Raw genomic sequence first — 26472 nt, 5'->3', positions numbered from 1 at the left:
CGATTAATGATGTGCCCATTCGATGCTGTTCAGATCCACACCCTGCTTGTACATTTCCCACAGTGGAGAAAGGTCACGCAGACGGCCAATGGATTTACGTACCAGATCAATGGTGTAGTCGATCTCTTCTTCAGTGGTAAAACGACCTAAAGAGAAACGGATAGAGCTATGCGCCAGCTCGTCATTCATGCCCAACGCGCGCAGCACGTAGGACGGTTCCAGACTGGCGGAGGTGCAGGCGGAACCGGAAGAGACAGCCAGGTCTTTCAGCGCCATGATCAGCGACTCGCCTTCAACGTAGTTAAAGCTCACGTTGAGAATGTTTGGCGCGCCCTGCTCAAGGTCGCCGTTCAGGTAAACTTCTTCAATATCTTTGATGCCGTTCCACAGACGGTTACGCAGACCGCGCAGACGGGCCATTTCGGTCTCCATCTCTTCTTTCGCGATACGGTAAGCTTCGCCCATGCCGACGATCTGGTGGACAGGCAGAGTACCAGAGCGCATACCGCGCTCGTGCCCGCCGCCATGCATCTGCGCTTCAATGCGAATACGCGGCTTACGACGCACATACAGCGCGCCAATGCCTTTCGGACCATAAATTTTATGACCGGAGAAGGACATCAGATCCACTTTCAGTTGGCTCAGGTCGATAGGCAGTTTGCCCACGCTCTGGGTGGCGTCAACGTGGTAGATGATACCGCGCGCGCGGCACATTTCGCCGATGGTCGCGATATCCTGCACCACGCCGATTTCGTTGTTCACGTGCATGATGGAAACCAGAATGGTGTCGTCACGCATCGCTGCTTCGAGCTCGTTGAGATCGATGATGCCGTTGCGCTGGGGCGCCAGGTAGGTCACTTCAAACCCTTCGCGCTCAAGCTGACGGCAGGTGTCCAGCACCGCTTTGTGCTCGGTCTTGCTGGTGATGATGTGCTTGCCTTTTTTCTGATAAAAGTTGGCAGCGCCTTTGATCGCCAGGTTATCGGACTCCGTCGCCCCTGAGGTAAAGACGATTTCACGCGGGTCGGCGCCGACCAGTTCAGCAATCTGGTTGCGGGCGATATCGACGGCTTCTTCAGCCTGCCAGCCAAAACGGTGTGAACGAGACGCCGGGTTCCCAAAGGTTCCGTCCAGGGTCAGAAACTGCATCATTTTCTCGGCAACACGCGGGTCCACCGGCGTGGTTGCGGAGTAGTCGAGATAAATCGGTAATTTCATTGCTCTTAAACTCCGTACATCACTCAATGCAAGGAATCAGGCAACCGGCTGGATGTACGACCGTGTTGACGGGACGTCCGCGTCCCGGCCTGATTCTGAATTCTTTTTTACGCTTCATCCTTCAGACGACCGCGGCATTCACCGCATGAGGCCGCCAGAAGAGATGGCGTAATATTTTAATTAAGCGCGTAATTTAACGTCGATAGCGTCCTGCGCACGACCGCTGGCGCGCGGCGCGTCATGCGTGTGCTGGCGACCAGACACATCCAGAACTTCCTGGTTATTCACCAGCTCGCCTAAAGTAATATTGTTGAGAAAACCGGTCAGACGATCGCTTAAATCACGCCACAGCGCATGGGTCAGGCATTTATCGCCGCCCTGGCAGCCGCCTTTGCCCTGGCAACGGGTCGCGTCAACGGATTCATCAACCGCGCTGATCACTTCGCCGACCGCGATACTGCCAGCATCTTTACCCAGCAGATAACCGCCGCCCGGCCCGCGTACGCTGGAAACCAGACCGTTTTTACGTAAACGGGAAAATAGCTGTTCCAGATAAGAAAGGGAAATCCCCTGACGTTCAGAAATATCAGCCAACGGTACCGGGCCCGCTTCGGAGTTGAGCGCAACGTCTAACATTGCGGTCACGGCATAACGCCCTTTAGATGTCAGTCTCATGTCTTACTTAACCTCAAACTCGCCCCTGCCCGGGGTTTTTTATTGTAAAATGGGGTATTGCATAGCAGGGACAAGTCTGACATTCCCGAGTAATTTGGTCAACTATTTACTTGAGTAAATTAGTCAGGTATTTAGCGTTCCGTGCGGTATTGACGCGGTTACTTGCCTTTATTCTGCTGCTCAATAGACGCCAGAATCCCACGCAGAATATTCAACTCCTGGCTTTCCGGGCGGGCGCGGGTAAACAGACGGCGCAATTTATTCATCACCTGCCCCGGATGGTTTTCGCGAATAAAGCCAGTGGAGAGCAACGTTTGCTCCAGATGGCCGTAGAAGCGTTCAAGATCGTCCACCAGCGGATACGGCGTCTCTTCATGATCTGCCGCGTCGCCGTTTTCCTGCGTCGCCAGCCAGGCCATGCGGACTTCATACGCGATGACCTGTACCGCCATCGCCAGATTCAACGAGCTGTACTCCGGGTTAGCGGCAATAGCGACGTGATAATGGCATTTTTGCAACTCATCGTTAGTCAGCCCGACACGCTCACGACCAAAAACCAGCGCAACCGGCGTATTTGCCGCTTCCGCCACGCTTTTTAAGCCGCACTCGCGCGGATCAAGCATCGGCCACGGCAGAGTGCGGGAGCGGGCGCTGGTGCCGACCACCAGGCTACAGCCAGCCAACGCTTCATCCAGCGTATCGACGATCTGCGCATTACCGATCACATCGCTGGCGCCTGCCGCCAGGGCGATGGCCTGGGAGTCCGGTTTCACCAACGGGTTTACCAGCCACAGGTTAGTTAAGCCCATGGTTTTCATAGCGCGAGCCACGGAGCCCATATTGCCGGTGTGGGAGGTTTCCACCAGCACAATTCGAATGTTTTGCAGCATTGTCTTTCTTCAGCTAAAGATTATTCTGACATCTTACCATAAAACCAAGACAGATTCCGATCTCGCTGCTATACTCTGCGCCGTTTTCCCGTTCTTTAACATCCAGTGAGAGAGACCGATGCATCCGATGCTGACCATCGCCGTGCGCGCAGCGCGCAAGGCGGGTAATGTAATTGCCAAAAACTATGAAACTCCGGACGCTGTAGAAGCGAGCCAAAAAGGCAGTAACGATTTTGTGACCAACGTAGATAAGGCCGCTGAAGCGGTAATTATCGACACCATTCGCAAATCTTACCCGCAACACACTATTATCACCGAAGAAAGCGGTGAGCACGTTGGCACAGATCAGGATGTTCAATGGGTTATCGATCCGCTGGATGGCACCACCAACTTCATCAAACGTCTGCCACACTTCTCCGTTTCCATTGCCGTACGCATTAAAGGCCGTACTGAAGTGGCTGTCGTTTACGATCCGATGCGTAACGAACTGTTCACCGCCACCCGCGGTCAGGGCGCGCAACTGAACGGCTACCGTCTGCGCGGCAGTACCGCGCGCGATCTGGACGGCACTATTCTCGCTACCGGCTTCCCGTTCAAAGCCAAACAATACGCGACCACCTACATTAATATTATCGGCAAGCTGTTCACCGAATGCGCCGATTTCCGCCGCACCGGTTCCGCCGCGCTGGATCTGGCCTATGTGGCTGCAGGTCGTGTCGATGGTTTCTTTGAAATTGGCCTTCGTCCGTGGGATTTCGCCGCGGGCGAACTGCTGGTTCGTGAAGCGGGCGGTATCGTCAGCGATTTCACCGGCGGTCATAACTACATGATGACCGGTAATATCGTGGCGGGGAATCCGCGCGTCGTTAAAGCCATGCTGGCGAATATGCGCGACGAACTGAGCGATGCGCTGAAGCGCTAAGTCTCTTCGGCGGATGGGGCCACTCATCCGCCGTGCCTTTTCAGGCGTTTTTCCTAAACACAGCCTCATCGCTTTACTTGCCTGCATGTTTTTGTACGATCGCTCCCTGCTCCGCTATTGGCATAAAGCGGCAAGGAAGCGAACATGACCCTTCAACATACCCGACGCATCGTCAAATCCCTTTTTATTCTGTTTATCATTGTGGTCTGTATTTATCTGCTACCCCGCGTAGCGATCAATGCCTTTTATTACCCGGACAATAAAGTCTATGGGCCAACCCCTGCCGAAGCTGAATCCATTACCTTTACCGCCAAAGATGGCACGCATCTGCACGGCTGGTTTATTCCCACTGCTTTCGGCAGGCCGGAAAACGCCGTCGCGACGGTGATTCATGCCCATGGCAACGCCGGAAATATGTCGGCGCACTGGCCGTTAGTCAGTTGGCTGCCAGAACGCAACGTAAACCTGTTTATGTTTGATTACCGTGGGTTTGGCGAATCTGAGGGCACCCCATCACAAGAAGGGCTACTGGACGATACGAAAAGCGCGATAGATTATGTGCGGCATCGTGCCGACGTTAACCCCGAGCGCCTGGTACTGCTGGGGCAGAGCCTGGGCGGCAATAATGTGCTGGCCGCCGTAGGCCACTGCGTAGGCTGCGCAAATATGCGCTACGCCGACCAGGCGGGCATACGTGCGATTATTCTCGACTCAACGTTTTTATCCTATTCCTCCATCGCCAACCAGATGATCCCGGGCAGCGGCTATTTGCTTGATGACCGCTATAGCGCGGATCGCAATATCGCCAGCGTCAGCCCCATTCCGGTATTGATTCTTCATGGCACGGCAGACCATGTTATTCCCTGGCAGGACAGTGAGAAATTGTATGCCCTCGCCCGGGAGCCCAAACAAAAAATCTTCATTCCTGACGGCGATCACATTGATGCTTTTTCCGGACGTTATGCAAACCTTTACCGTGATGCAATGATTAAATTTATTCAGACCGCGCTATCCGCTAAATAGCGCGACGCTGTATATATGCATATTTTATGATTAAGAATATATTTATTATACCGATAGTAAAAACCATTTTTTCCCGTTAGCGAAGGCGGTGGATTAGCGCTAGCGTAACAGTAATATTCAACTGATTTTTATAACAATTTATTTTCATTTGTTTTTCCTGAATATTACTGTGGAGTATGTGATGGCTATCAAAATTACGCCTGACGAGTTTAGTTTGCTTATCCAGCGATTAAACAAAAAATGGCGCGTGTTTGCCCCGTCCGCAGAGTTTCGCGGCGGACGTTTTTCCGACACTGACAACATTATTTATCAACGGATTAGCGGCTGGCGCGATCTCATCTGGCACGAGAAATCGCACATGTCGCCGAATACCATTATCGCCCCTATCACCGAAACGCTCTTTTATTTCGATAAAGACACCATTCAAATTGCCGAGACAGACATTTCCCCGATAATCATCTTTGCCCGCGCCTGCGACATTAACGCCATGTCGCGGCTGGATTATATGTATTTATCAAATGGGAATAATTCCGATTACAGTTATCAACTGCTACGGGAGCATATTCGTTTCGTCCTTATTGAGTGTGAAGAAAGCTTCGAAAATTGTTTCTGCGTCTCAATGGGTACCAATAAAACTGACTGTTATAGCGCCGCCATGCGTTTTAGCGATGAGGGCGCGCTTGTCAGCATCCGCGATCCCTTTATCGAGGCGGCGATACAAGGGCTGGGGCAGGAGGCTGACTATACCCCCTCTTTCGTCAGCGAAAACCGGGAAACCGTCGTCACGCCGGACAGCGTTTGCCGCGATCCGCAAAAAATTCGCGACATTCTCACCCGCCACCCGCTATGGGACGCCTACGACAGCCGCTGCATCAGTTGTGGCCGCTGCACTACCGGGTGCCCAACCTGTACCTGCTATAGCGTCTTTGACGTCGCCTATGATGAAAATCCGCAGCGCGGCGAACGCCGTCGCCAGTGGGCAAGCTGCATGGTGCCGGGCTTTAGCGACATGGCCGGCGGTCATGGTTTTCGCGAAAAACCCGGCGAGCGTCTGCGCTACCGCGCCCTGCATAAGGTCAATGACTACAAAGCGCGCAACGGCATTGAACATATGTGCGTCGGCTGCGGCCGCTGCGACGATCGCTGCCCGCAATACATCAAATTTTCTTTGATTATCAATAAAATGACCGCTGCCGTTCGGCAGGCGCTGGCAGAGGAGGCATAACGCATGTCACATTGTTCCTGTCATGATAAACCGCAGCACAGTTTGCTGCCTGCGGCGTACCGCATCCTCAGTATTACTCGCCACACGCCGCTGGAGTGGAATTTCCGCGTGGCCGTCGATTTTCCCGCGCACTGGGGGCAATTTGTTGAGGTGTCGCTGCCGCGCGTCGGCGAAGCGCCCATCTCCGTTTCCGACTACGGCGACGGCTGGATAGATCTGCTGATTCGTAATGTCGGAAAAGTGACCAGCGCCCTCTTTACGCTGAAAGAAGGCGACAACGTGTGGCTACGCGGCTGCTATGGCAATGGCTATCCGGTCGATACGCTGCGCCATAAACCCTTACTGGTTGTCGCAGGCGGCACGGGCGTCGCGCCGGTGAAAGGCTTAATGCGCTATTTCGTTGAGAATCCCCAGGAAATTGGTCAACTGGATATGATTCTCGGCTATAAAAATCGCGATTGCGTGCTGTACAAAGAAGAAATGGCGACGTGGCGCGGCAAACATAATCTGGTACTCACGCTGGATGAAGGCGAGGCTGATGACCGTTACCAGATTGGCCGGGTGACCGATCGGCTTGCCGACATGACGCTTAGCGATATCGACACTATGCAGGCCATCGTCGTTGGGCCGCCAATAATGATTACCTTTACCGTAAAAATGCTGCTGCAAAAAGGGCTCAAGCCGGAGCAAATCTGGGTGGACTACGAACGCCGGATGGCCTGCTCCGTCGGGAAGTGCGGCCACTGCCGTATGGGCGAAGTGTATGTCTGCACCGACGGTCCGATATTTAACTACGCCGTCGCGCAACGTTTTGCCGATTAAGGAGAACATCATGAGCATTGATATTGATATCATTAAAGCCCGTGCGAAAAACGAATATCGCCTGTCAAAAGTGCGCGGCGAAGCCATGATCAGCGTCCGCATTCCCGGCGGTATTTTGCCTGCGCATTTGCTAACGGTGGCGCGTGACATCGCCGAAACCTGGGGCAACGGACAAATTCACCTCACTACCCGCCAGAAGCTGGCGATGCCGGGTATCCGTTACGAAGATATCGACAACGTGAACGCCGCGCTGGAGCCGTTTCTTCGCGAGATTGAAATAGAACTGTGCGACGTCCAGGTTGAGGATACCAAAGCGGGCTATCTCGCTATTGGCGGGCGAAATATTGTCGCCTGTCAGGGGAACCGCATTTGCCAGAAAGCCAACACTGACACGACCGGTCTGTCCCGTCGTCTTGAAAAACTGGTCTATCCCAGCCCTTATCATCTCAAAACGGTCATCGTTGGCTGCCCGAATGATTGCGCGAAGGCGTCAATGGCAGATCTGGGAATTATTGGCGTGGCGAAAATGCGCTTCACTGCCGATCGCTGTATCGGTTGCGGCGCCTGCGTGAAGGCCTGTAGTCACCACGCGGTAGGCTGCCTGGCGCTGAAGAACGGCAAAGCGGTCAAAGAAGAGTCCGCCTGTATCGGCTGCGGCGAGTGCGTGCTGGCCTGTCCGACGCTGGCCTGGCAACGTAAGCCGGATCAGCTCTGGCAAGTCCGTCTGGGCGGACGCACCAGTAAAAAGACGCCGCGCGTCGGCAAGCTCTTCCTCAACTGGGTGACTGAAGATGTGATAAAGCAGGTGATCGTTAACCTGTATGAATTTGAAAAAGAGATGCTCGGCGGAAAACCGATCTATCTACATATGGGCCATCTGATCGACAAAGGCGGCTATCTGCGTTTTAAAGAACGGGTACTGCGCGGCGTTCAGCTCAATCCGGAAGCGATGGTCGCCGAACGCATTTACTGGGCCGAAGACGAATCCGTCGCGCGGATGCATCTCAAACCCGCCGGACACTAATCAACCACGCCATGGCCGCAGCCCGCCCACAGGCTGCGGCACGCTAAACCACATGACCAGCGCCGCGACAAGCAGTATCACCCCTCCGGCCAGCGCCAGCGTTGACCAGCCTACCTGCCGCCATAACGCAGGCGCTTTGTTTCCACTGAGTTTCACCGCCAGAGCACGAAAAGTGTGTACCAGCAACGCCAGCGAGGTAATCGTTAGCGAGGTTCCCGCCGCCATCGCCAGTACCGACGCCATTCCCCAGCTAAAAACGCCAATCACTTTACTGAATAACAGCACCATTATCGCGCCGGAACAGGGCCGCATCCCCATAGACAGTACGATCATGAATCGCGCGCGCCAGTCATCGCCGCTATGCAATTGTTCCTGCGTCGGTAGATGCTGATGTCCGCAGCCGCATTTTTCATGGTGAACATGGCGCGGCGTAAAAGCGATAAAGACAGGTTTACGTAGCAGCGCGCGTAACCTTTTTATGGCCCGCCAGCACAGCAAAATGCCCAGCCCGCCAACTAACGCATAGCTCCCCTTTTCCAGCCAGAAGCCGCTCAGATGGAGCTGCCTGGCCGGAAGTTGCAATACGGTCAGCACGCCCACCACCAACCCGATAGCCACGAGCCCCTGTAATAACGCGGCGGCGAGGGTTAACACGATACTCGATTTCAACTTCGAAGGATGCGTCGCCAGCCATGTCGCGATCACCACTTTGCCGTGTCCCGGCCCCAGCGCATGAAGCACGCCATACATAAAGCTCAGCAGAAGCAACGATCCGCCCGCCCGCTCAGGATGCGTCGCCACCGCATTAAGCAGCGCGCTCAACTGCTGATTTACGTCCCGCTGCCAAAGAGCGCTTTTCAACATCACCTGCGGCCAGGCCTGCCATATCCACAGACCGCCAACCAGCATCAGCAGCAGGAATAACGCCAATGGCCACAGCGAGAGCCAGCGTCGCCCCGGAGTGCGTTGAGAAAAAATTACTGACATTGCAAGGTCACCGTTTGGGCAAACTGTTTACCTAAATCCATATCCTCCGGCGGCGCGTCCTCTTTATCCAGCGACTGGACGAAACGTAGCGTCTCTTCGCCGGGCGCAGGAGTATAAACCTGAATCCGACACTTTTCGCGCAGCGGTTCCGGCATCGTGATATCGCTGTCCTGGTCATAATGCATATCGACATAATAAGAGGGATCAAACGTTGAAAAGGTATAAGTCTGTCCGCTTAACGGCTGCGGTTCAGCCAGCGGTAGCGTAAAGGTCAATACCGCCTGATGCGCGTCACGCGTCATACCGTATTCTGTCGGCCTGTTTTTAAACTTCACTTTCGCGCCATTGCGCCACACTTCTGTAAAGTAGTGCTGCCCAAGTACGTTAGCCATCACTTCCGCCGCCAACTTTTTCCATATTTCTGACCCCGGTGCCGCGTTTCCGGCGTCATACAGCAGATCTGCGGACGTCAGCGCGTCCATTGTCCAGCGCATTTTTAACGCCACAAATTGCTCATTTTCACTGACCACCTGCGTTTGCAGACGGATGAAGCTGTGCGGATGCGCCGCCGCCACGAAAGATAAAACGGCAAGAAATAGTGTTAAGGCGCTGCGTTTCACTGGCTTCATCTGTTCCTCGCGATAAAAATTCTGTGACACTCCTCAGCATTCCTGGCCTAAAAGCACGCTTATCACATTTTTCACACGCAAACTTTAGCTATCCTTACCAGACAAACTAACGGGAGACCTGACAGATGATGCCGACAATTGCCCCACCATCTGTACTTTCCGCTCCCCAGCGCCGCTGTCAGGTATTGCTGACGCTTTTCCAGCCGGAGCCAATTGCCACGGTGGAAATCTTCAGCGCGCTTAATGGCGTTGATGATGATACTGCCCGTGAGGATATCACTGAGACAAGCCTGGAGATCCAGCGCTATCATCGCCTTGCCATCACAACATGCCAGAACGGTTGCTATCGGATCGAAGGTACAGCACTCGATCAGCGCCTTTGCCTTTTACACTGGCTCAGGCGCGGCCTGCGTTTATGCCCGACCTTCGTCACGCAACAGTTTACCCCGGCCTTAAAAAACGCGCTAAAGCAGCGCGGTATCGCGCGTCCGCTGTATGACGATATTAATCTGCACGCGCTCATCAATCTGTGCGCCCGCCGGTTGCAAAAACCATTTGAACATCGCGACGTGCAGTTCCTGCGTCTCTTTTTACAGTATTGTCTGCTACAACACCATGCCGGCATCACCCCGGAGTTCAACCCTGTACAGCAGATTTGGGCGCAGTCGTGCGCGGAATATCCACTCGCCCAGGAAATTGGTCGTCACTGGCAGCGCCACGTGATGCAGGCCGCACCGCTCAATGAAGCGCTGTTTATGGCGTTACTGTTTTCAATGATTCGCCTCCCCGACCCGATTCGCGACACGCATCAACGGGCGCAGCAACTGCGACTGGAGGTGGCGCGGCTGGTGCTGCGCTTTCGAGAAAAAGGGAACGTACGCTTCAGCGACGAACAAGGGCTTAACGATCAGCTGTATGTCCATCTCGCCCAGGCGCTGAACCGAAGTTTATTCACGATTGGCATCGATAATACGCTTCCGGAAGAGTTCAACCGTCTTTATCCGCGTCTGGTTCGCACCACACGTGAGGCGCTCGCCGGGTTTGAAGCCGAATATGGTATCCACTTTTCCGAGGAAGAGACGGGGCTGGTGGCAGTGATTTTCGGCGCCTGGCTAATGCAGGATAACGATTTGCATGAGAGACAGATCGTATTGTTAGCGGATAAAAATGATGCGCTGGAGACGCATATTGAGCAGCAACTGCGTGAACTGACCCTGTTGCCGCTGAATATCAGACGGCTATCGCTCCAGGCATTTCAAAAAGAGGGATGCCCGCGCGGCGTAGCGCTGATTGTTACCCCTTACGCCACGCCGCTACCGCTCTTCTCACCGCCATTAATTCATGCGGATCGCACCCTCACAGAGCACCAACAGCAGCAGATCCGCAAGATCCTGGAATCATGACGCGGCAACCACTTTGGGCCGAAGGAAGATAGCGGGCAATGCCACCAGCGCCATAATCCAGAACACGCCGCCGCCCAGATGTTGATACAGAAAACCGGCAAATACCGTCATAATCGCGATGCTGCCGCCCATCGCCACAGCGGAATAGACGGCCTGCAAACGAATCACCTCGCTTCCCTGACGCGCAGCGATATAGCGCATGGCGGCCAGATGGCAAACGGTAAACGTGCCACAGTGCAGGATTTGTATCACAATCAGCCACGGCAACGCCGTACTCCAGCCCATCAGTCCCCAGCGTACCACGCCGCACACAGCGGAAAGCAACAGCAAGTCGCGGGCGCTAAACCGGCGAAATAGCTTTTTACTCAGGGCGAAAATGATCACTTCCGCCACCACGCCCAACGACCATAAATAGCCGACCGCCGATGCTGAATAGCCAGCCCCCTGCCAGTAGATGGCGCTAAAACCGTAGTAGGCGGCGTGCGCCCCTTGCAGCAAACAGACGCAGGCGAGAAAACGCCAACTTTGTGCCACCAGCGTACGCCAGGCGGGCCAGCCTGCGCTCTCCTGCTGACGGCTTTCCCCTTGCGGCGGCACGCTGGGACGTAACAACATACCCAGCAACATCGAGGCGACGCCGAGCGTCAGTAGCGCCAGAATCGCCTGGTAATCGTATAAACTCACCAGCTTACCGGTCAGCGCCGACCCTATCACGAAGGCGATGGACCCCCACAGCCGCACCCGACCATAGTCCAGGGTAATTTGCTTTTGCCAGGTATTGGCCAGCGCATCGGTCAGCGGCACCAGTGGTGAAAAGAAGAGGTTAAACCCAACCATCACCACCATTAGCCACGCGACATGCGTTCCTGCCCAAAATGCCAGCGCAAATACCAGCGTCAGCAATGCCAGTACGCGCAGCGCGGAGATCAACCGCGAAGGATCGCTTACGCGAGGCGCAATGAGCAGACTACCGAGAAAACGCGCGACCAGACCCACGCCCAGCAGAAGACCGATGGTTTCCGGCGTTAGCCCAAGACCTTTGAGCCAGACGCTCCAGAAGGGCAGAAAAATACCGTAACTAAAGAAGTAGGTGAAATAACTGAGCGCCAGCCAGCGCGTGGAATGCAATGCCATGATTCCCTCCCGTTTGGAGGCGATAGTCTGGCGGTAAACGGTTGCGCTGGCAAGGGTAACATAAGATTAACAAGCGGAGGGAGAAGTTCAAACGGCAACGCCGCCGGATAATGACTTCCGGCGGCGTCACGTTATGGCGCATAAGTAATGCCCGACAGACGCAGCGCCATCGGGCCATTTTCACAGCATAAGCGCTTACGCGTAAACCGGGAAGCGGGCGCAGATATCCAGTACTTTCGCTTTCACGCGTTCAATGGTGGCTTCATCATTGATGTTGTCCAGCACGTCACACATCCAGCCAGCCAGCTCTTTCACTTCCGCTTCTTTGAAGCCGCGACGAGTGACCGCTGGAGAACCGATGCGGATACCGGAAGTCACGAACGGGCTCTTAGGATCGTTCGGCACGCTGTTTTTGTTCACCGTGATGTTAGCACGGCCCAGCGCGGCGTCAGCTTCTTTACCGGTCAGGTTTTTATCCACCAGGTCCAGCAGGAACAGGTGGTTCTCAGTGCCGCCAGACACCACTTTGTAGCCGCGGTTCAGGAACACTTCTACCATCGCTTTGGCGTTTTTCGCCACCTGCTGCTGGTAAACTTTGAACTCCGGCTCCATCGCTTCTTTCAGTGCTACCGCTTTACCCGCGATCACGTGCATCAGCGGGCCGCCCTGCGCGCTTGGGAACACGGCGGAGTTCAGTTTTTTGTACAGCTCTTCATCGCCGCCCTTCGCCAGGATCAGGCCGCCGCGCGGACCCGCCAGGGTTTTGTGGGTGGTGGTGGTGACAACGTGAGCGTGCGGAACCGGGTTCGGGTAAACGCCTGCGGCAATCAGGCCCGCCACGTGCGCCATGTCGACAAACAGGTATGCGCCGATGCTGTCAGCGATTTCACGCATTTTTGCCCAGTCAACCACGCCGGAGTAGGCAGAGAAGCCACCGATAATCATCTTCGGCTTGTGCTCTTTGGCCAGCTTCGCCATCTCGTCATAGTCAATTTTACCGGACTCATCGATACCGTAAGGTACGATGTTGTACAGTTTACCGGAGAAGTTAACCGGGGAGCCGTGAGTCAGGTGGCCGCCCTGCGCCAGGTTCATACCCAGAACGGTGTCGCCCGGCTGCAGCAGCGCGGTGTAAACAGCGAAGTTAGCCTGAGAACCGGAGTGCGGCTGCACGTTAGCGTAGTCGGCGCCGAACAGTTCTTTCGCGCGGTCGATAGCCAGTTGCTCTACGACATCAACGTATTCGCAACCGCCGTAGTAGCGCTTGCCCGGATAACCTTCAGCGTATTTGTTGGTCAGCTGAGACCCCTGCGCCTGCATCACGCGCGGGCTGGTGTAGTTTTCGGAGGCGATCAGTTCGATGTGCTCTTCCTGACGTACTTTTTCCTGCTCCATAGCCTGCCACAATTCGGCATCATAATCGGCAATGTTCATTTCACGCTTTAACATCCGCATCTCCTGACTCAGCTAACAATAAAATTTGTGCCTGAAAAGGCAGTCCGTGGGACTTCGGCCAACAGTATAACCGAATCATTCTTCGATAACAGGTCTTGACAAAGGTTTTTACGCAAACGATTACCTGTGCGTCAGATAAGGGTTTCCTGAACGAGAGCCTGACGAATTTCAACGGATTTCTTTTCAGCTTTGTGATGCAGATTTTTCACGTTGTTACATCCATAACGTAAAGCAGAGAAGAACCATTTACAATGCAAGGGTATTTTTATAAGATGCATTTGATATACATCATTAGATTTTCACATAAAGGAAGCACGTATGCTTGACGCACAAACCATCGCTACAGTAAAGGCCACCATTCCCCTACTGGTTGAAACAGGACCGAAACTGACCGCCCACTTCTACGACCGTATGTTTACGCATAACCCGGAGCTCAAAGAAATCTTCAATATGAGCAACCAGCGTAACGGCGATCAGCGTGAAGCCCTGTTTAATGCTATCGCGGCCTACGCCAGCAATATCGAAAATTTACCGGCGTTGCTGCCGGCGGTAGAAAAAATCGCGCAGAAGCACACCAGCTTCCAGATTAAGCCGGAGCAGTACAACATCGTCGGGACGCATTTGCTGGCGACGCTGGACGAAATGTTCAACCCGGGCCAGGAAGTGCTGGACGCGTGGGGCAAAGCCTATGGCGTACTGGCTAACGTCTTTATTCATCGGGAAGCCGAGATTTATCACGAGAACGCCAGCAAAGACGGCGGCTGGGAAGGCACGCGCCCCTTCCGCATCGTTGCAAAAACCCCGCGTAGCGCACTGATCACCAGCTTTGAGTTTGAACCAGTCGACGGCGGTACGGTGGCGGAATACCGTCCCGGGCAGTATCTAGGGGTCTGGCTGAAGCCGGAAGGTTTTGCGCATCAGGAGATCCGCCAATATTCACTGACCCGTAAACCCGATGGCAAAGGGTACCGTATTGCCGTGAAGCGTGAAGACGGCGGCCAGGTATCAAACTGGTTACACCATCACGCCAGCGTAGGCGATGTGGTACATCTGGCTGCGCCGGCAGGTGACTTCTTTATGAATGTCGCCGCTGATACCCCCGTTTCGCTGATTTCCGCTGGCGTCGGCCAGACGCCGATGTTAGCGATGCTCGATACGCTGGCGAAAGAACAGCATACCGCGCAGGTGAACTGGTTCCACGCGGCGGAGAACGGCGACGTCCATGCGTTTGCCGACGAAGTGAGCGAGCTGGGCCGTACACTGCCGCGTTTCACTGCCCATACCTGGTACCGCGAACCGACCGAGGCCGATCGCGCCCAACGCCTCTTTGACAGCGAAGGACTGATGGATTTAAGCCAACTGGAAGCCGCAATCAGCGATCCGGCAATGCAGTTCTATCTTTGCGGCCCGGTAGGCTTTATGCAGTTTGCCGCAAAACAACTGGTTTCACTTGGCGTGAATAACGAAAACATTCATTACGAATGCTTCGGCCCGCATAAAGTGCTGTAATTGCAAGAAATCCTCTGAAAAAACGGGCGTTATCGTTAAGGCGAACGCCCGTTTTCCTCCCCGTTCCCCTGCTTATTGCGCTGCTTTTTATGCCTTTCTTTTACAAAAAAGGGGAATAAAAAAAGTCTGTGCAAATCGTGTTATTATTAACGTTTGACTTAGCTCGTTAGGGCATCTTTTTATGCAGCAACCTGTTGTACGCATTGGAGAGTGGCTGGTTACACCTTCTGTTAATCAGATCAGTCGTCAGGGACGCCAGATTACTCTTGAACCACGGCTGATCGATCTTCTGATGTATTTTGCGCATCACCCGGATGAAGTGTTAAGCCGGGATAACATTATTGATCATGTCTGGATGCGCACCATCGTGACCAACCATGTTGTCACCCAAAGCATTTCTGAACTACGCAAATCATTAAGAGATGGCGGAGACAGCAATGCTGAATACATCGTTACCGTACCTAAACGCGGCTATAAGCTGACGGCGCCGGTTATCTGGTGCGAAGAAAATAGCGATGAGATCGATAATTCATCAACGTCGCCGCCGCCGATCGCAGCGACGAATGCAGAACCGACGGAGGGGGTTACTGCCGCTACACCCGTGCCGCCCGCCTCTTTGCAAACGCCGACTAAAAAGGCGAAAAAGCCGCGTATCGCCGCTTTCTGGACGTGGGTGATGTTCCTGCTCTCGCTGGCGACGCTGGTGGTGTTTATCGTGATGTCGGTGGTAGATCATAATGCCGCGGTAACAAAAACGCGGTTATTACTTAACCCACGAGATATAGATGTTCGTTTTGAAGGCGGCAATTCCTGTAATAACTGGGTCTCGCAGGAGTCCTACGCCATCGGTCTGGGCGGCTTAATCACCGACTTGCTGAACACCTACTCGACTTTTATGGTGCACGATAAAACCAATTACCGGGTCAATGAGCCAAGCAGCTCCGGTAAGACGTTAACCATTCAGTTTGTCAATCAGCGCCACTATCGGGCGCAGCAGTGCTTTATGTCTGTGGTGCTCATTGATAACGCCGATGGTTCAACCATGCTGGATAAGCGTTATTTCGTCACCAATACTAACCAGTTGTCCATCCAGGATGATCTGTTTAATAGCCTGTCTTTCGTTTTAACACAGCCCTGGCCTAATCGAATGCGAGAACAACTGGCCCTGTTCAGAACGCCGCAAAATACCGCGCTGATGCGTTTTTATGAGGCGCGCCAGCTTATTCTGAGCGGCGATGCGCAGGCGCTAAGTAAAGCCAGCGATATTCTGAATGGCATTATTAAGGAAACGCCTGATTTCAACTATGCCTATGAATATAAAGTGCTGGTAGATGTATTACGGCAATCACAACAGCCGTTTGATAAAGAACAAGTGGCTGCGCTGAACGAAGAGTTTAAAAAAATAGATCAAATTCCGGGCGTTGAGAAAACGTCTGTTTATTATAAAATCAAGACCGTTGATCTGTTAGGCAAAGGTGATATCGATGCAGCGTATGAGGAAATCAATAAAAGCATCGAGCTTGAAATGTCGTGGTTTAACTATGTCCTGTTGGGGAAAGTTTACGAAATGAAAGGTGAGAATCGTCTGGCCGCTGATGCCTATCTGACCGCCTTTAATTTACGTCCAGGTGAAAACACGCTGTACTGGATCGAGAACGGCGTATTTCAGACATCCGTTCAGAAAATTGTCCCTTATCTGAATAGTTTTCTGGCAGAAGATTAAATTTAACGCTGAACCATGACAAATAAAAGCGAAAAGATATTAAATTTTTCGCTTTTATTTTGTGAAAAACATGTTGCCAAAAATAGCTTATGTTAATTTTGGCAACATATTCATCGCAAAGAAATGTAAATATAACTCTTTGTAATTAAACGATGTTTATCCTTTCATGATATTTTTCATGATATTTATATGTTAATTCAAAAAAATCAATCTATCAGTTTTTTCATGTTTGTGTTTATTTCACTTTTTCTTTAGGACTTATCTCAACCCATTCGTTAATCTTGTCGACAGTTGAACGGGCACGCAGCATATATGAAGCATAAGCCCGGTTCTTAAAAATACAGCTCAGGAGAAATGAACATGAGTTCTGTCAAAAAGATCGGGCTATTTGCCTGTACTGGCGTCGTTGCCGGTAATATGATGGGGAGCGGGATTGCATTATTACCCGCCAACCTTGCCAGTATTGGTGGCATTGCCATCTGGGGCTGGGTAATTTCTATTATTGGGGCAATGTCTCTGGCTTATGTTTATGCGAGGCTGGCAACCAAAAACCCGCAACAGGGTGGCCCTATCGCTTATGCTGGGGAAATATCTCCGGCGTTTGGTTTCCAGACCGGCGTTCTTTATTATCACGCAAACTGGATTGGTAACTTAGCCATCGGTATTACCGCGGTTTCTTATCTTTCTACATTCTTCCCGGCATTAAATAATCCAATACCGGCAGGTATTGCCTGTATTGCTATCGTCTGGCTGTTCACCTTTATTAATATGCTGGGCGGGGCCTGGGTCAGCCGCTTGACAACGATTGGCCTGTTTCTGGTGCTGATCCCGGTAGTCTTGACCGCAGTCGCCGGCTGGCATTGGTTCGATATCGCGACCTATCACGCGAACTGGAACACGTCTACGACGACCGACTCTCACGCCATTGTTAAAAGTATTCTGCTCTGCCTGTGGGCGTTCGTTGGCGTTGAGTCTGCCGCCGTCAGCACCGGCATGGTGAAAAACCCGAAACGCACCGTACCGCTGGCAACCATGCTGGGTACCGCGCTGGCAGGCATCATCTATATCGCCGCGACTCAGGTTATCGCCGGGATGTTCCCAGCTTCCGTTATGGCCTCTTCCGGCGCGCCGTTCGCTATCAGTACCTCCACGATTCTGGGTGGCTGGGCTGCGCCGCTGGTTTCCGCCTTTACCGCTTTCGCCTGCCTGACGTCTCTGGGCTCCTGGATGATGCTGGTCGGCCAGGCTGGGGTTCGCGCCGCCAACGACGGCAACTTCCCAAAAATTTACGGTGAAATGGATAAAAACGGTATTCCGAAAAAAGGTCTGCTGTTGGCTGCGGTGAAAATGACGGCGCTAATGATTCTGATCACCATCATGAACTCCAGCGGCGGTAAAGCGTCCGACCTGTTCGGCGAACTGACCGGGATTGCCGTACTGCTTACCATGCTGCCGTACTTCTACTCTTGTGTTGACCTGATTCGTTTCGAAGGGTTCAACATCCGTAACTCGGTAAGCCTGATTTGTTCTGTACTGGGCTGCGCATTTTGCTTCATCGCACTGATGGGCGCCAGCTCCTTCGAACTCTCCGGCACCTTTATCGTCAGTCTGATCATCCTGATGTTCTACGGTCGCAAAATGCACCAGCGCCAGAACAACGACAGCGACAACAATACGGCTGAAGCGCTTTAACCGCTAACTCCTTTTTCTCAAAGCCCCTTTCGTCACCTGCTATAGCGTAGCGGGAGGGGCCCACTTTACCAGGAACAAGACTATGAACGTTATTGCTATCATGAACCACATGGGCGTCTACTTTAAAGAAGAGCCTATTCGTGAACTGCATCGTGCACTGGAAGGTTTAAATTTCCGTATCGTCTATCCAAACGACCGAGAAGACCTGCTGAAGCTGATTGAAAATAACTCCCGCCTTTGCGGCGTCATTTTCGACTGGGATAAATATAACCTTGAGCTTTGCGAAGAGATTAGCAAGCTGAACGAGTATATGCCGCTGTACGCCTTCGCCAACAGCTACTCTACGCTGGACGTCAGCCTCAACGATCTGAGAATGCAGGTTCGCTTCTTTGAATATGCTTTAGGCGCCGCAGCCGATATCGCGGCGAAAATTCGCCAGAATACCGATGAATACATCGACAATATTCTGCCGCCGCTGACAAAAGCGTTGTTCAAATATGTGCGCGAAGGGAAATATACTTTCTGTACGCCTGGCCACATGGGCGGGACCGCTTTCCAGAAAAGCCCCGTCGGCAGCATCTTTTATGATTTCTTCGGCCCGAACACGATGAAATCCGATATTTCAATTTCCGTTTCTGAACTGGGTTCGCTGCTGGACCACTCCGGCCCGCATAAAGAAGCGGAAGAGTATATCGCCCGCGTCTTTAACGCCGAACGTAGCTACATGGTGACGAACGGCACCTCTACGGCGAACAAAATCGTCGGTATGTACTCCGCGCCGGCAGGCAGCACGGTACTGATTGACCGTAACTGCCATAAATCGCTGACCCATCTGATGATGATGAGCGACATTACGCCGATTTATTTCCGCCCAACCCGTAACGCCTACGGTATTCTTGGCGGTATTCCGCAAAGCGAGTTCCAGCACGCCACTATCGCTAAACGGGTAAAAGAGACGCCTAACGCAACCTGGCCGGTCCATGCTGTTATTACTAACTCAACCTATGACGGTCTGTTGTATAACACTGACTACATCAAGAAAACTCTGGATGTGAAGTCCATTCATTTTGACTCCGCCTGGGTGCCTTATACCAATTTCTCCCCTATTTATCAGGGTAAATGCGGTATGAGCGGCGACCGTGTGGAAGGCAAAATCATTTATGAAACCCAGTCCACGCATAAACTGCTGGCGGCGTTTTCACAGGCATCCATGATTCATGTTAAAGGCGACATTAACGAAGAAACCTTTAACGAAGCCTACATGATGCATACCACCACTTCTCCGCACTACGGTATCGTAGCGTCTACTGAAACCGCAGCGGCGATGATGAAAGGTAATGCGGGTAAACGCCTGATTAACGGCTCTATTGAACGTGCGATTAAATTCCGTAAAGAAATTAAACGCCTGAAAAGCGAATCTGACGGCTGGTTCTTTGACGTATGGCAGCCGGAACATATCGATGGAGCTGAGTGCTGGCCGCTGCGTTCAGATAGCGCATGGCATGGCTTCAAAAATATCGATAACGAACACATGTACCTCGACCCGATCAAAGTCACTATCCTGACGCCGGGGATGAAGAAAGACGGTACGATGGATGAGTTCGGTATTCCGGCAAGTCTGGTCGCCAAATATCTCGATGAACGTGGCATCATCGTAGAAAAAACCGGTCCATACAACCTGCTGTTCCTGTTCAGCATTGGTATCGACAAAACCAAAGCACTGAGCCTGCTGCGCGCGCTCACTGAATTTAAACGCGCCTTTGACCTGAACCTGCGCGTCAAAAACATTCTGCCGGCACTGTACCGCGAAGCGCCTGAGTTTTATGAAAATATGCGCATCCAGGAACTGGCGCAGAATATTCATAAACTGGTCGAACATCATAATCTGCCGGACTTAATGTACCGTGCGTTTGAAGTGCTGCCGAAAATGGTGATGACGCCGTATACTGCGTTCCAGAAAGAGCTGCATGGCGAAACGGAAGAGGTGTATCTTGAAGAGATGGTTGGTCGCGTCAACGCCAACATGATCCTTCCTTACCCTCCGGGAGTGCCGCTGGTGATGCCTGGTGAAATGATCACCGAGGAAAGCCGTCCGGTACTGGAATTCCTGCAAATGCTGTGCGAAATCGGCGCCCACTATCCGGGCTTCGAAACCGATATCCACGGCGCCTATCGTCAGGCAGACGGACGTTACACCGTTAAGGTGCTGAAAGAAAATACGAAATAAGTACCAAAGGGAAGTGGCTTGCCACTTCCCTTTTTTCACGCAGCAAGGAGACTTTATGAAAACACCCTCACAACCGCGCGCGATTTTTTACATCGTGGCGATTCAAATTTGGGAATACTTCAGCTTTTACGGCATGCGTGCCTTACTCATCCTTTATCTTACCCACCAGCTTGGTTTTAATGACAGCCACGCGATCAACCTCTTCAGCGCCTACGCCTCTTTAGTTTACGTTACCCCTATTCTTGGCGGCTGGCTTGCCGACCGCCTGCTTGGCAACCGCGTGGCGGTTATCACCGGCGCCTTATTGATGACGCTGGGTCATGTGGTATTGGGCTTAGAATCTGATTCAACGCTGAGTTTATATGCGGCGCTGGCCATTATTATCTGCGGCTACGGCTTGTTTAAATCCAATATTAGCTGTCTGCTGGGCGAACTTTACGCCCCTGATGACAACCGCCGCGACGGGGGATTCTCGCTGCTCTACGCCGCCGGGAATATTGGATCGATAGCCGCGCCGATCGCCTGTGGTCTGGCGGCGCAGTGGTATGGCTGGCATGTCGGCTTTGCGCTGGCGGGCGTGGGAATGTTCATCGGCCTGCTCATCTTTTTAAGCGGTCATCGCCACTTTCAGCAGACGCGCGGTGTTAATCGCCCCGCGCTGCGGGCGGTTAAATTTGCCCTTCCAACCTGGGGTTGGCTGGTATTAATGCTGTGTATCGCGCCGGTATTCTTCACCCTCCTGCTGGAAAATAACTGGTCTGGCTATGTGCTGGCCATTGTCTGCGTCTTCGCGGCGCAACTTATCGCCCGTATTATGGTTAAATTTCCCGAACACCGTCGCGCCTTGTGGCAAATCGTTCTGTTAATGATCACCGGCACTCTCTTTTGGGTTCTGGCGCAGCAGGGCGGAAGTTCGATCAGTTTATTCATCGACCGTTTTGTCAACCGCCACTGGCTGAATATGACCGTTCCCACCGCATTGTTCCAGTCGGTCAATGCGATTGCGGTGATGGCGGCGGGCGTGGTGCTGGCGTGGCTGAGCAGCCCGAAAGAGAGCGCCCGCTCGGTGCTGCGCGTCTGGCTTAAATTTGCCGTGGGGCTGGTATTAATGGGCGGCGGTTTTATGCTGCTGGCGCTAAACGCGCATCAGGCCCGGTTAGACGGGCAGGCATCAATGGGAATGATGATCGCAGGGCTGGCGCTGATGGGCTTTGCAGAGCTGTTTATTGATCCGGTCGCGATGGCGCAAATTACCCGCCTCAACCTGCCTGGCGTCACGGGCGTACTAACCGGTATTTATATGCTGGCGACCGGCGCGGTCGCTAACTGGCTGGCTGGCGTCGTCGCGCAACAAACCACGGAATCGCAAATTAGTGATACGACGGTAGCCGCCTACGGACACTTTTTCTCGCAAATGGGCGAGTGGACGCTAAGTTGCGTGGCGCTGATCGTCGCCATTGTCGGCCTGAGATGGGTTTGCACCCGGACTACATCGGCGCTACCGCAGGGCGATTAAACGGTGGCTCGCTGCCCACAAGGAGGAGACGGGCAGCGAATCGGCACATCAGATAGCCGCGTCGTCTTCTTCGCCAGTACGGATACGAATAACGCGGGCGACATCAAAGACAAAGATCTTACCGTCGCCGATTTTCCCCGTCTGCGCGGTACGAATGATGGTGTCAACACAGGTATCCACGATGTCGTCAGGCACAACGATTTCAATTTTTACCTTCGGCAGAAAATCCACCATATATTCCGCGCCGCGATACAGCTCGGTGTGGCCTTTTTGACGGCCAAAACCTTTGACTTCAGTGACCGTCATGCCGGTAATACCTACCTCGGCCAGCGCTTCACGGACATCGTCCAGCTTGAAGGGTTTAATAATCGCATCAATCTTTTTCATGCTATTCCTTGAAAAGGTCGCCTGTGTTTTGATCGGTTAAACGTAACATATTTCGCGCTACTTTACGGCATGAAAACTACTCTTTGAAATCATTCGCATCCAGTTCGTGACGGGAGAGTAGCTTATAGAATTCCGTGCGGTTGCGCCCCGCCATCCTTGCCGCGTGCGTCACGTTACCTTTGGTAATTTGCAGTAACTTGCGCAGATAGTTCAGTTCAAATTGGTTTCGCGCTTCGGCAAAGGTGGGCAGCGCGGTGTTTTCGCCTTCCAGCGCCTGTTCGACCAACGCATCGCTGATCACCGGCGAAGAAGTTAACGCCACGCATTGTTCAATGACGTTGACCAGTTGGCGCACGTTGCCCGGCCAGCTTGCCGTCATCAGCCGTTTCATTGCATCAGTAGAAAAGGCGCGAACAAACGGTTTATGCCGCTGTGCCGACTGTCTGAGCAGATGATTAGCCAGCAGCGGAATATCCTCGGTACGCTCCGCCAGCGCCGGAATTTTCAGGCTCACGACATTCAGCCGGTAGTACAAATCTTCACGAAACTCGCCCCGCGCCATCGCCTTCGGCAGATCGCGGTGCGTCGCGGAAATGATTCGCACATCGATATCAATATCGCGATTGCTGCCCAGCGGCCTGACTTTGCGCTCCTGTAACACCCGCAGCAGCTTCACCTGTAACGGCGCGGGCATATCGCCAATTTCATCCAGAAACAGCGTGCCGCCTTCCGCCGCCTGGAACAACCCTTCACGATTGCTCACTGCGCCGGTAAAGGCGCCGCGCGCATGGCCGAATAATTCGGACTCCAGCAACTGTTCCGGTAACGCGCCGCAGTTGATGGCGACAAACGGCTTGTTACTGCGCGGGCTGGCATTATGAATCGCCTGTGCGAAAATCTCTTTCCCGGTGCCGCTTTGTCCGTTAATCAATACGCTGACATCCGACTGCGCGACCATGCGCGCCTGTTCAAGCAGTCGCAGCATCAGCGGGCTACGGGTAACGATAGCGTTGCGCCAGCTATCGTCCGTCGCGGGAGCGGACTGCTCCAGCGCTTCATCTATCGCTTTATATAACGCGTCTCTGTCGATCGGCTTTGTCAAAAAGCTGAATACGCCCTTCTGGGTAGCGGCCACCGCATCCGGAATAGAACCATGCGCCGTCAGAATAATAACCGGCATTCCCGGCTGTACTTTCTGGATTTCTGTGAACAGTTGCATACCATCCATTTCGTCCATGCGCAGGTCGCTTATTACCAGATCCACTTTTTCCCGATGCAGTACCCGTAGTCCTTCCTGGCCGCTCTCTGCGGTCACGACGCTGTATCCTTCACTGGTCAGGCGCATACCGAGCAATTTCAGTAATCCGGGATCGTCATCGACCAGCAGCAGGTGCGCCGGTTTACGGCTTATCATGGCGTTACCTCATCTTGTGACGGCGACGGCGCCGCGCCATCTTCAGACGTCGCGGGTTTGTCATTCGTATGCGGCGTATCGGCGTTGTAATTCCCTGCCGGTTTTCGTGTCGAAAGCTGGCGCTCAATATCGGTTAAACTCTCCAGCTTACGGGTGGTAAGATCGAGCTGCGTTTGCAAGGCCTGTTGCTGCTGGCGCAGCGCATCCAGCTCACTATCTGACGTTTGCTGGAGCTTGCTATAACGCTGACGTTCGGCAGAAAGCGCTAATTGCAACGCCTGACCGTCATGCCAGATTTGGTAGACGGGCCGTACCTGAGCCGGTATTTGCGCGCTTAACGCCTCCAGACGGGTCACTATGGCGCGCCGCTCCGGCGGCGTAATTTTTGCATCCGCCAGTAAAATCCCGCGCCTGAAGGCATTTTGCCAGTTATCATCCGTCAACGCGCGCGCCTCTGCGCGCGACTGAACCGGCATCAGACGATCGGCGCAGTCAATCGTGCGTAGCCAGTACAGCGGATTCGTCTCCACCGCCTGCCCGCGTAGCGACCAGATATCCGCGCACGCCGTCGGGAGATAATCCGCCAGTTGATAATGGGGGAGCGTGTCCTGCGCTGCGCTACCGGGCAGTTGCTGGGAAGCATGGGGAACACATGCGGTCAGCGCCAGACACGATATGCCCACCGGTATTCCCCACCGCAAAAGGCATCGTTTAATAGTTTGGACGAAAACGTGTGACATACGCACCAGGCTTAAATTCATATTAGTGTTTGTCAGATGCAGGCAATGGCAGCGAGATGCGAAAACAAACTTCCTGCGCGTTGTCATCCACCAGTTGGATCTCTCCCTGCATTCGACGAATACAATCTCTGGCGATACTCAGCCCTAACCCACTGCCTTTTACCGCCCCTTTTCGCTGGTGGCTTCCCTGGAAAAAAGGCTCAAAAATCATTTCTCTTTCGGTTTGCGGAATCGGCTCGCCGCTATTAACCACATCGATATAAACCGTGGAGCCCTGAGAGCGACTACGGATACAAATGTTACCGGATTCAGCGCCATAGTGCACCGCGTTGGAATAGAGATTATCCAGCACGCTCATCAGCAACATGGGCTCTGCTATGCAGCGTTCGGCCTCCAGGTCGACATCGGTATGCATCATTTTAGCGCGGGCAGGCAAACTGTGGGCGGAAACCACCATATCCACAAGCGGCGCGATATCGACCGCTTCCAGCTCTGTGGCACTGTCTACCAGTTTCCGGTTGTAATCAAGCAATTGCTCAATCAATTTTTGTAAATTACGACTGCTGTCATCCAGAATATCGACCACCTCTTTTTGCTCCGGCGTCAGCGGCCCAACCACCTGATCGGCCAGCAGCTCTGTCCCCTCGCGCATACTGGCCAGCGGGGTTTTCAGCTCATGGGACAGGTGACGTAGAAACTGATGGCGCTGGGATTCCAGCCACGCCAGACGCTCACTCAGCCAGATAATGCGCTGCCCCACCGATCGTAATTCACGCGGACCGGTAAAGGTGACGGTATTCCCTAAAGAACGGCCTTCGCCCAGGCGATTAATCATCCGTTCAATTCCTTTCACCGGCCCGATAATCATGCGGGTAAAAAGTAGCACCATCGCCAGGCTCACCAGAAATAGCACCAGCGCCTGCCAGCCGAAAAATTGTCCGCGCTCGGCGATTTCTTGTTGTAACTGCTGCCCGCGCGAGTAAACCACAGTACGCGTCGCCTGCACCATTTCCGTATTCGCGTTGGCAAAGGCCTCCAGGCGCGCGGCCGCTGCCGCTTCCGGGCCGCTATCTTTACACTGCAATTGCGCCAGCGCGTTTAAATCCTGGCGTAACGCCTGATACAACTTATCATCCGGCAAGACGCCGGCATGGGCGTCCAGCATATCGCTATAGCGCTTACGCTGGCTTTGATACACTTTTGCCAGCGTCGGATCGTCAAGCACGCAATACTGTCGGTAGCTTCGCTCCATCTCCAGCGCGACGTTGGTCATCGCCTCGCTGCGCCGGGCGTCAATAAGCGTGCTGCGGTTAGTCACCGCAGCCTGATCGCTTAACGCGTTAAGGCTTTGCCACGCCTGCCAGGCCAGAACCAGCAACGGCAGCAGGATCAGCAAAAAGGCCAGCATGACCAATTGTCGTAAAGAACGGGGGAAAACAGACCAGCGCTTCAACGTGTCGCTCACATAAAAGAAGAATAAAAAAGATGCTAACCGAGGGAAGCGCCAGATACAACAAAGCCGGGCTAAACCCGGCTTTGTTATGGAATAAGGCGGTGCCTAACTCGACGTTTCGCCCGGAGGTTGATAAAGCTACGCTATTATCAGAAGTTGGACGGCAGGCACCTTGTTGTGCGTCATTCGAAGTTTATGTAGCGCGTCCCTAAGGGGCTGACATAAGAAGGTGAATGAGCCACTGGTTATCATTATGCAGTAATTGTGCCAGGTTGCAAAACAATTAATTAACATGATGATTTTAATATATTTTATAACTTAACCTCACTCTGGCGCTAACGAGCAAAACTTAAGCAATATGTCGCCAAAAGGCAACACTAAACACCATCACCTTAATATTAATC

22 protein-coding genes are annotated in these 26472 nt (G+C 53.2%); 11 read left to right on the top strand and 11 right to left on the bottom strand.

The annotated features are described in order from the left end of the window. Nucleotides 1-3: 3 nt before the first annotated feature. The 3 genes from iscS to trmJ all read right to left on the bottom strand — a co-directional run bounded on the left by iscS (nucleotide 4) and on the right by trmJ (nucleotide 2783). Nucleotides 4-1218, bottom strand: a complete 1215-nt coding sequence (gene iscS, locus ACLJTG_RS16950) for a cysteine desulfurase (RefSeq protein WP_000775263.1) — start codon at nucleotides 1216-1218, stop codon at nucleotides 4-6. Nucleotides 1219-1398: 180 nt separating this feature from the next. Next, nucleotides 1399-1893, bottom strand: coding sequence for a Fe-S cluster assembly transcriptional regulator IscR (gene iscR, locus ACLJTG_RS16945; RefSeq protein WP_001241346.1), 495 nt, complete (start codon nucleotides 1891-1893; stop codon nucleotides 1399-1401). A gap of 158 nt (nucleotides 1894-2051) precedes the next feature. Beyond that, nucleotides 2052-2783 carry a tRNA (cytosine(32)/uridine(32)-2'-O)-methyltransferase TrmJ gene (gene trmJ / locus ACLJTG_RS16940; protein ID WP_000940032.1) on the bottom strand — a complete coding sequence of 244 codons (732 nt, stop codon included), beginning with the start codon at nucleotides 2781-2783 and terminating at the stop codon, nucleotides 2052-2054. A 118-nt stretch (nucleotides 2784-2901) separates the two neighbouring features. On the opposite strand from trmJ, the gene suhB reads away from it, so the two are divergent. The 5 genes from suhB to asrC all read left to right on the top strand — a co-directional run bounded on the left by suhB (nucleotide 2902) and on the right by asrC (nucleotide 7799). Beyond that, complete coding sequence (gene suhB, locus ACLJTG_RS16935; protein ID WP_000553473.1) at nucleotides 2902-3705, top strand: inositol-1-monophosphatase; 804 nt, start codon at nucleotides 2902-2904, stop codon at nucleotides 3703-3705. A 144-nt stretch (nucleotides 3706-3849) separates the two neighbouring features. Beyond that, nucleotides 3850-4728, top strand: a complete 879-nt coding sequence (locus tag ACLJTG_RS16930; protein ID WP_000174939.1) for an alpha/beta hydrolase — start codon at nucleotides 3850-3852, stop codon at nucleotides 4726-4728. A gap of 181 nt (nucleotides 4729-4909) precedes the next feature. Then, nucleotides 4910-5953 carry an anaerobic sulfite reductase subunit AsrA gene (gene asrA / locus ACLJTG_RS16925; RefSeq protein ID WP_000985199.1) on the top strand — a complete coding sequence of 348 codons (1044 nt, stop codon included), beginning with the start codon at nucleotides 4910-4912 and terminating at the stop codon, nucleotides 5951-5953. Between the two features lie 3 nt (nucleotides 5954-5956). Next, complete coding sequence (asrB, locus tag ACLJTG_RS16920) at nucleotides 5957-6775, top strand: anaerobic sulfite reductase subunit AsrB (protein ID WP_000017587.1); 819 nt, start codon at nucleotides 5957-5959, stop codon at nucleotides 6773-6775. Nucleotides 6776-6785: 10 nt separating this feature from the next. Then, complete coding sequence (gene asrC, locus ACLJTG_RS16915) at nucleotides 6786-7799, top strand: sulfite reductase subunit C (protein ID WP_000020685.1); 1014 nt, start codon at nucleotides 6786-6788, stop codon at nucleotides 7797-7799. On the opposite strand, the gene ACLJTG_RS16910 is transcribed toward asrC, so the two are convergent. Both ACLJTG_RS16910 and ACLJTG_RS16905 read right to left on the bottom strand, forming a co-directional pair. Continuing rightward, nucleotides 7800-8786 (bottom strand): nickel/cobalt transporter, encoded by a 987-nt coding sequence (locus tag ACLJTG_RS16910; protein ID WP_000111016.1) that lies wholly within the window; start codon nucleotides 8784-8786, stop codon nucleotides 7800-7802. Further along, a complete protein-coding gene (locus ACLJTG_RS16905; protein WP_079786932.1) occupies nucleotides 8777-9415 on the bottom strand; it encodes a DUF1007 family protein in 639 nt (212 codons plus the stop codon). Before ACLJTG_RS16905 ends, ACLJTG_RS16910 begins: the two co-directional genes overlap by 10 nt. Before the next feature lie 125 nt (nucleotides 9416-9540). On the opposite strand from ACLJTG_RS16905, the gene csiE reads away from it, so the two are divergent. Then, nucleotides 9541-10818, top strand: coding sequence for a stationary phase inducible protein CsiE (csiE, locus tag ACLJTG_RS16900; protein WP_000982964.1), 1278 nt, complete (start codon nucleotides 9541-9543; stop codon nucleotides 10816-10818). Here csiE and ACLJTG_RS16895 read toward each other — a convergent pair. Continuing rightward, entirely contained in the window at nucleotides 10813-11952 is a 1140-nt protein-coding gene (locus ACLJTG_RS16895; RefSeq protein WP_001173729.1) for a 3-phenylpropionate MFS transporter, read from the bottom strand. The genes csiE and ACLJTG_RS16895 overlap by 6 nt on opposite strands. Before the next feature lie 195 nt (nucleotides 11953-12147). Beyond that, complete coding sequence (gene glyA, locus ACLJTG_RS16890; RefSeq protein WP_000919178.1) at nucleotides 12148-13401, bottom strand: serine hydroxymethyltransferase; 1254 nt, start codon at nucleotides 13399-13401, stop codon at nucleotides 12148-12150. A gap of 324 nt (nucleotides 13402-13725) precedes the next feature. Here glyA and hmpA point away from each other — a divergent pair, with 324 nt between their 5' ends. The 5 genes from hmpA to dtpD all read left to right on the top strand — a co-directional run bounded on the left by hmpA (nucleotide 13726) and on the right by dtpD (nucleotide 22074). Beyond that, the gene (gene hmpA / locus ACLJTG_RS16885) at nucleotides 13726-14916 is read left to right on the top strand and encodes an NO-inducible flavohemoprotein (protein ID WP_023209431.1); all 1191 of its coding nucleotides are present in this window, start codon (nucleotides 13726-13728) and stop codon (nucleotides 14914-14916) included. A gap of 181 nt (nucleotides 14917-15097) precedes the next feature. Then, the gene (cadC, locus tag ACLJTG_RS16880) at nucleotides 15098-16639 is read left to right on the top strand and encodes a lysine decarboxylation/transport transcriptional activator CadC (protein ID WP_001727744.1); all 1542 of its coding nucleotides are present in this window, start codon (nucleotides 15098-15100) and stop codon (nucleotides 16637-16639) included. A 360-nt stretch (nucleotides 16640-16999) separates the two neighbouring features. Next, nucleotides 17000-18331, top strand: coding sequence for a cadaverine/lysine antiporter (gene cadB, locus ACLJTG_RS16875; RefSeq protein WP_000100008.1), 1332 nt, complete (start codon nucleotides 17000-17002; stop codon nucleotides 18329-18331). 82 nt (nucleotides 18332-18413) lie between these two features. Next, entirely contained in the window at nucleotides 18414-20558 is a 2145-nt protein-coding gene (cadA, locus tag ACLJTG_RS16870; RefSeq protein ID WP_001100652.1) for a lysine decarboxylase CadA, read from the top strand. Nucleotides 20559-20613: 55 nt separating this feature from the next. Next, nucleotides 20614-22074 carry a dipeptide permease DtpD gene (gene dtpD, locus ACLJTG_RS16865; RefSeq protein ID WP_198898336.1) on the top strand — a complete coding sequence of 487 codons (1461 nt, stop codon included), beginning with the start codon at nucleotides 20614-20616 and terminating at the stop codon, nucleotides 22072-22074. 48 nt (nucleotides 22075-22122) lie between these two features. Here dtpD and glnB read toward each other — a convergent pair whose 3' ends face one another. From glnB to qseE, 4 genes are all read right to left on the bottom strand, one after another. Further along, nucleotides 22123-22461: a nitrogen regulatory protein P-II gene (glnB, locus tag ACLJTG_RS16860; RefSeq protein WP_000717694.1), complete on the bottom strand. Its 339-nt coding sequence runs from the start codon at nucleotides 22459-22461 to the stop codon at nucleotides 22123-22125. 76 nt (nucleotides 22462-22537) lie between these two features. Next, nucleotides 22538-23872 carry a two-component system response regulator GlrR gene (gene glrR, locus ACLJTG_RS16855; RefSeq protein ID WP_024131115.1) on the bottom strand — a complete coding sequence of 445 codons (1335 nt, stop codon included), beginning with the start codon at nucleotides 23870-23872 and terminating at the stop codon, nucleotides 22538-22540. Continuing rightward, the gene (qseG, locus tag ACLJTG_RS16850; RefSeq protein ID WP_001054239.1) at nucleotides 23872-24636 is read right to left on the bottom strand and encodes a two-component system QseEF-associated lipoprotein QseG; all 765 of its coding nucleotides are present in this window, start codon (nucleotides 24634-24636) and stop codon (nucleotides 23872-23874) included. The genes glrR and qseG overlap by 1 nt, the downstream gene beginning before the upstream one ends. A 1-nt stretch (nucleotide 24637) precedes the next feature. Beyond that, nucleotides 24638-26068, bottom strand: coding sequence for a two component system sensor histidine kinase QseE/GlrK (gene qseE / locus ACLJTG_RS16845; protein ID WP_001670672.1), 1431 nt, complete (start codon nucleotides 26066-26068; stop codon nucleotides 24638-24640). Nucleotides 26069-26472 lie beyond the last annotated feature (404 nt).

Source organism: Salmonella sp. SAL00672 (assembly GCF_046552175.1).
Classification (GTDB): Bacteria; Pseudomonadota; Gammaproteobacteria; order Enterobacterales; family Enterobacteriaceae; genus Salmonella; species Salmonella enterica.
Note: the sequence above shows the minus strand (reverse complement) of the source record. Positions and strands in the feature narration are given on the sequence as shown.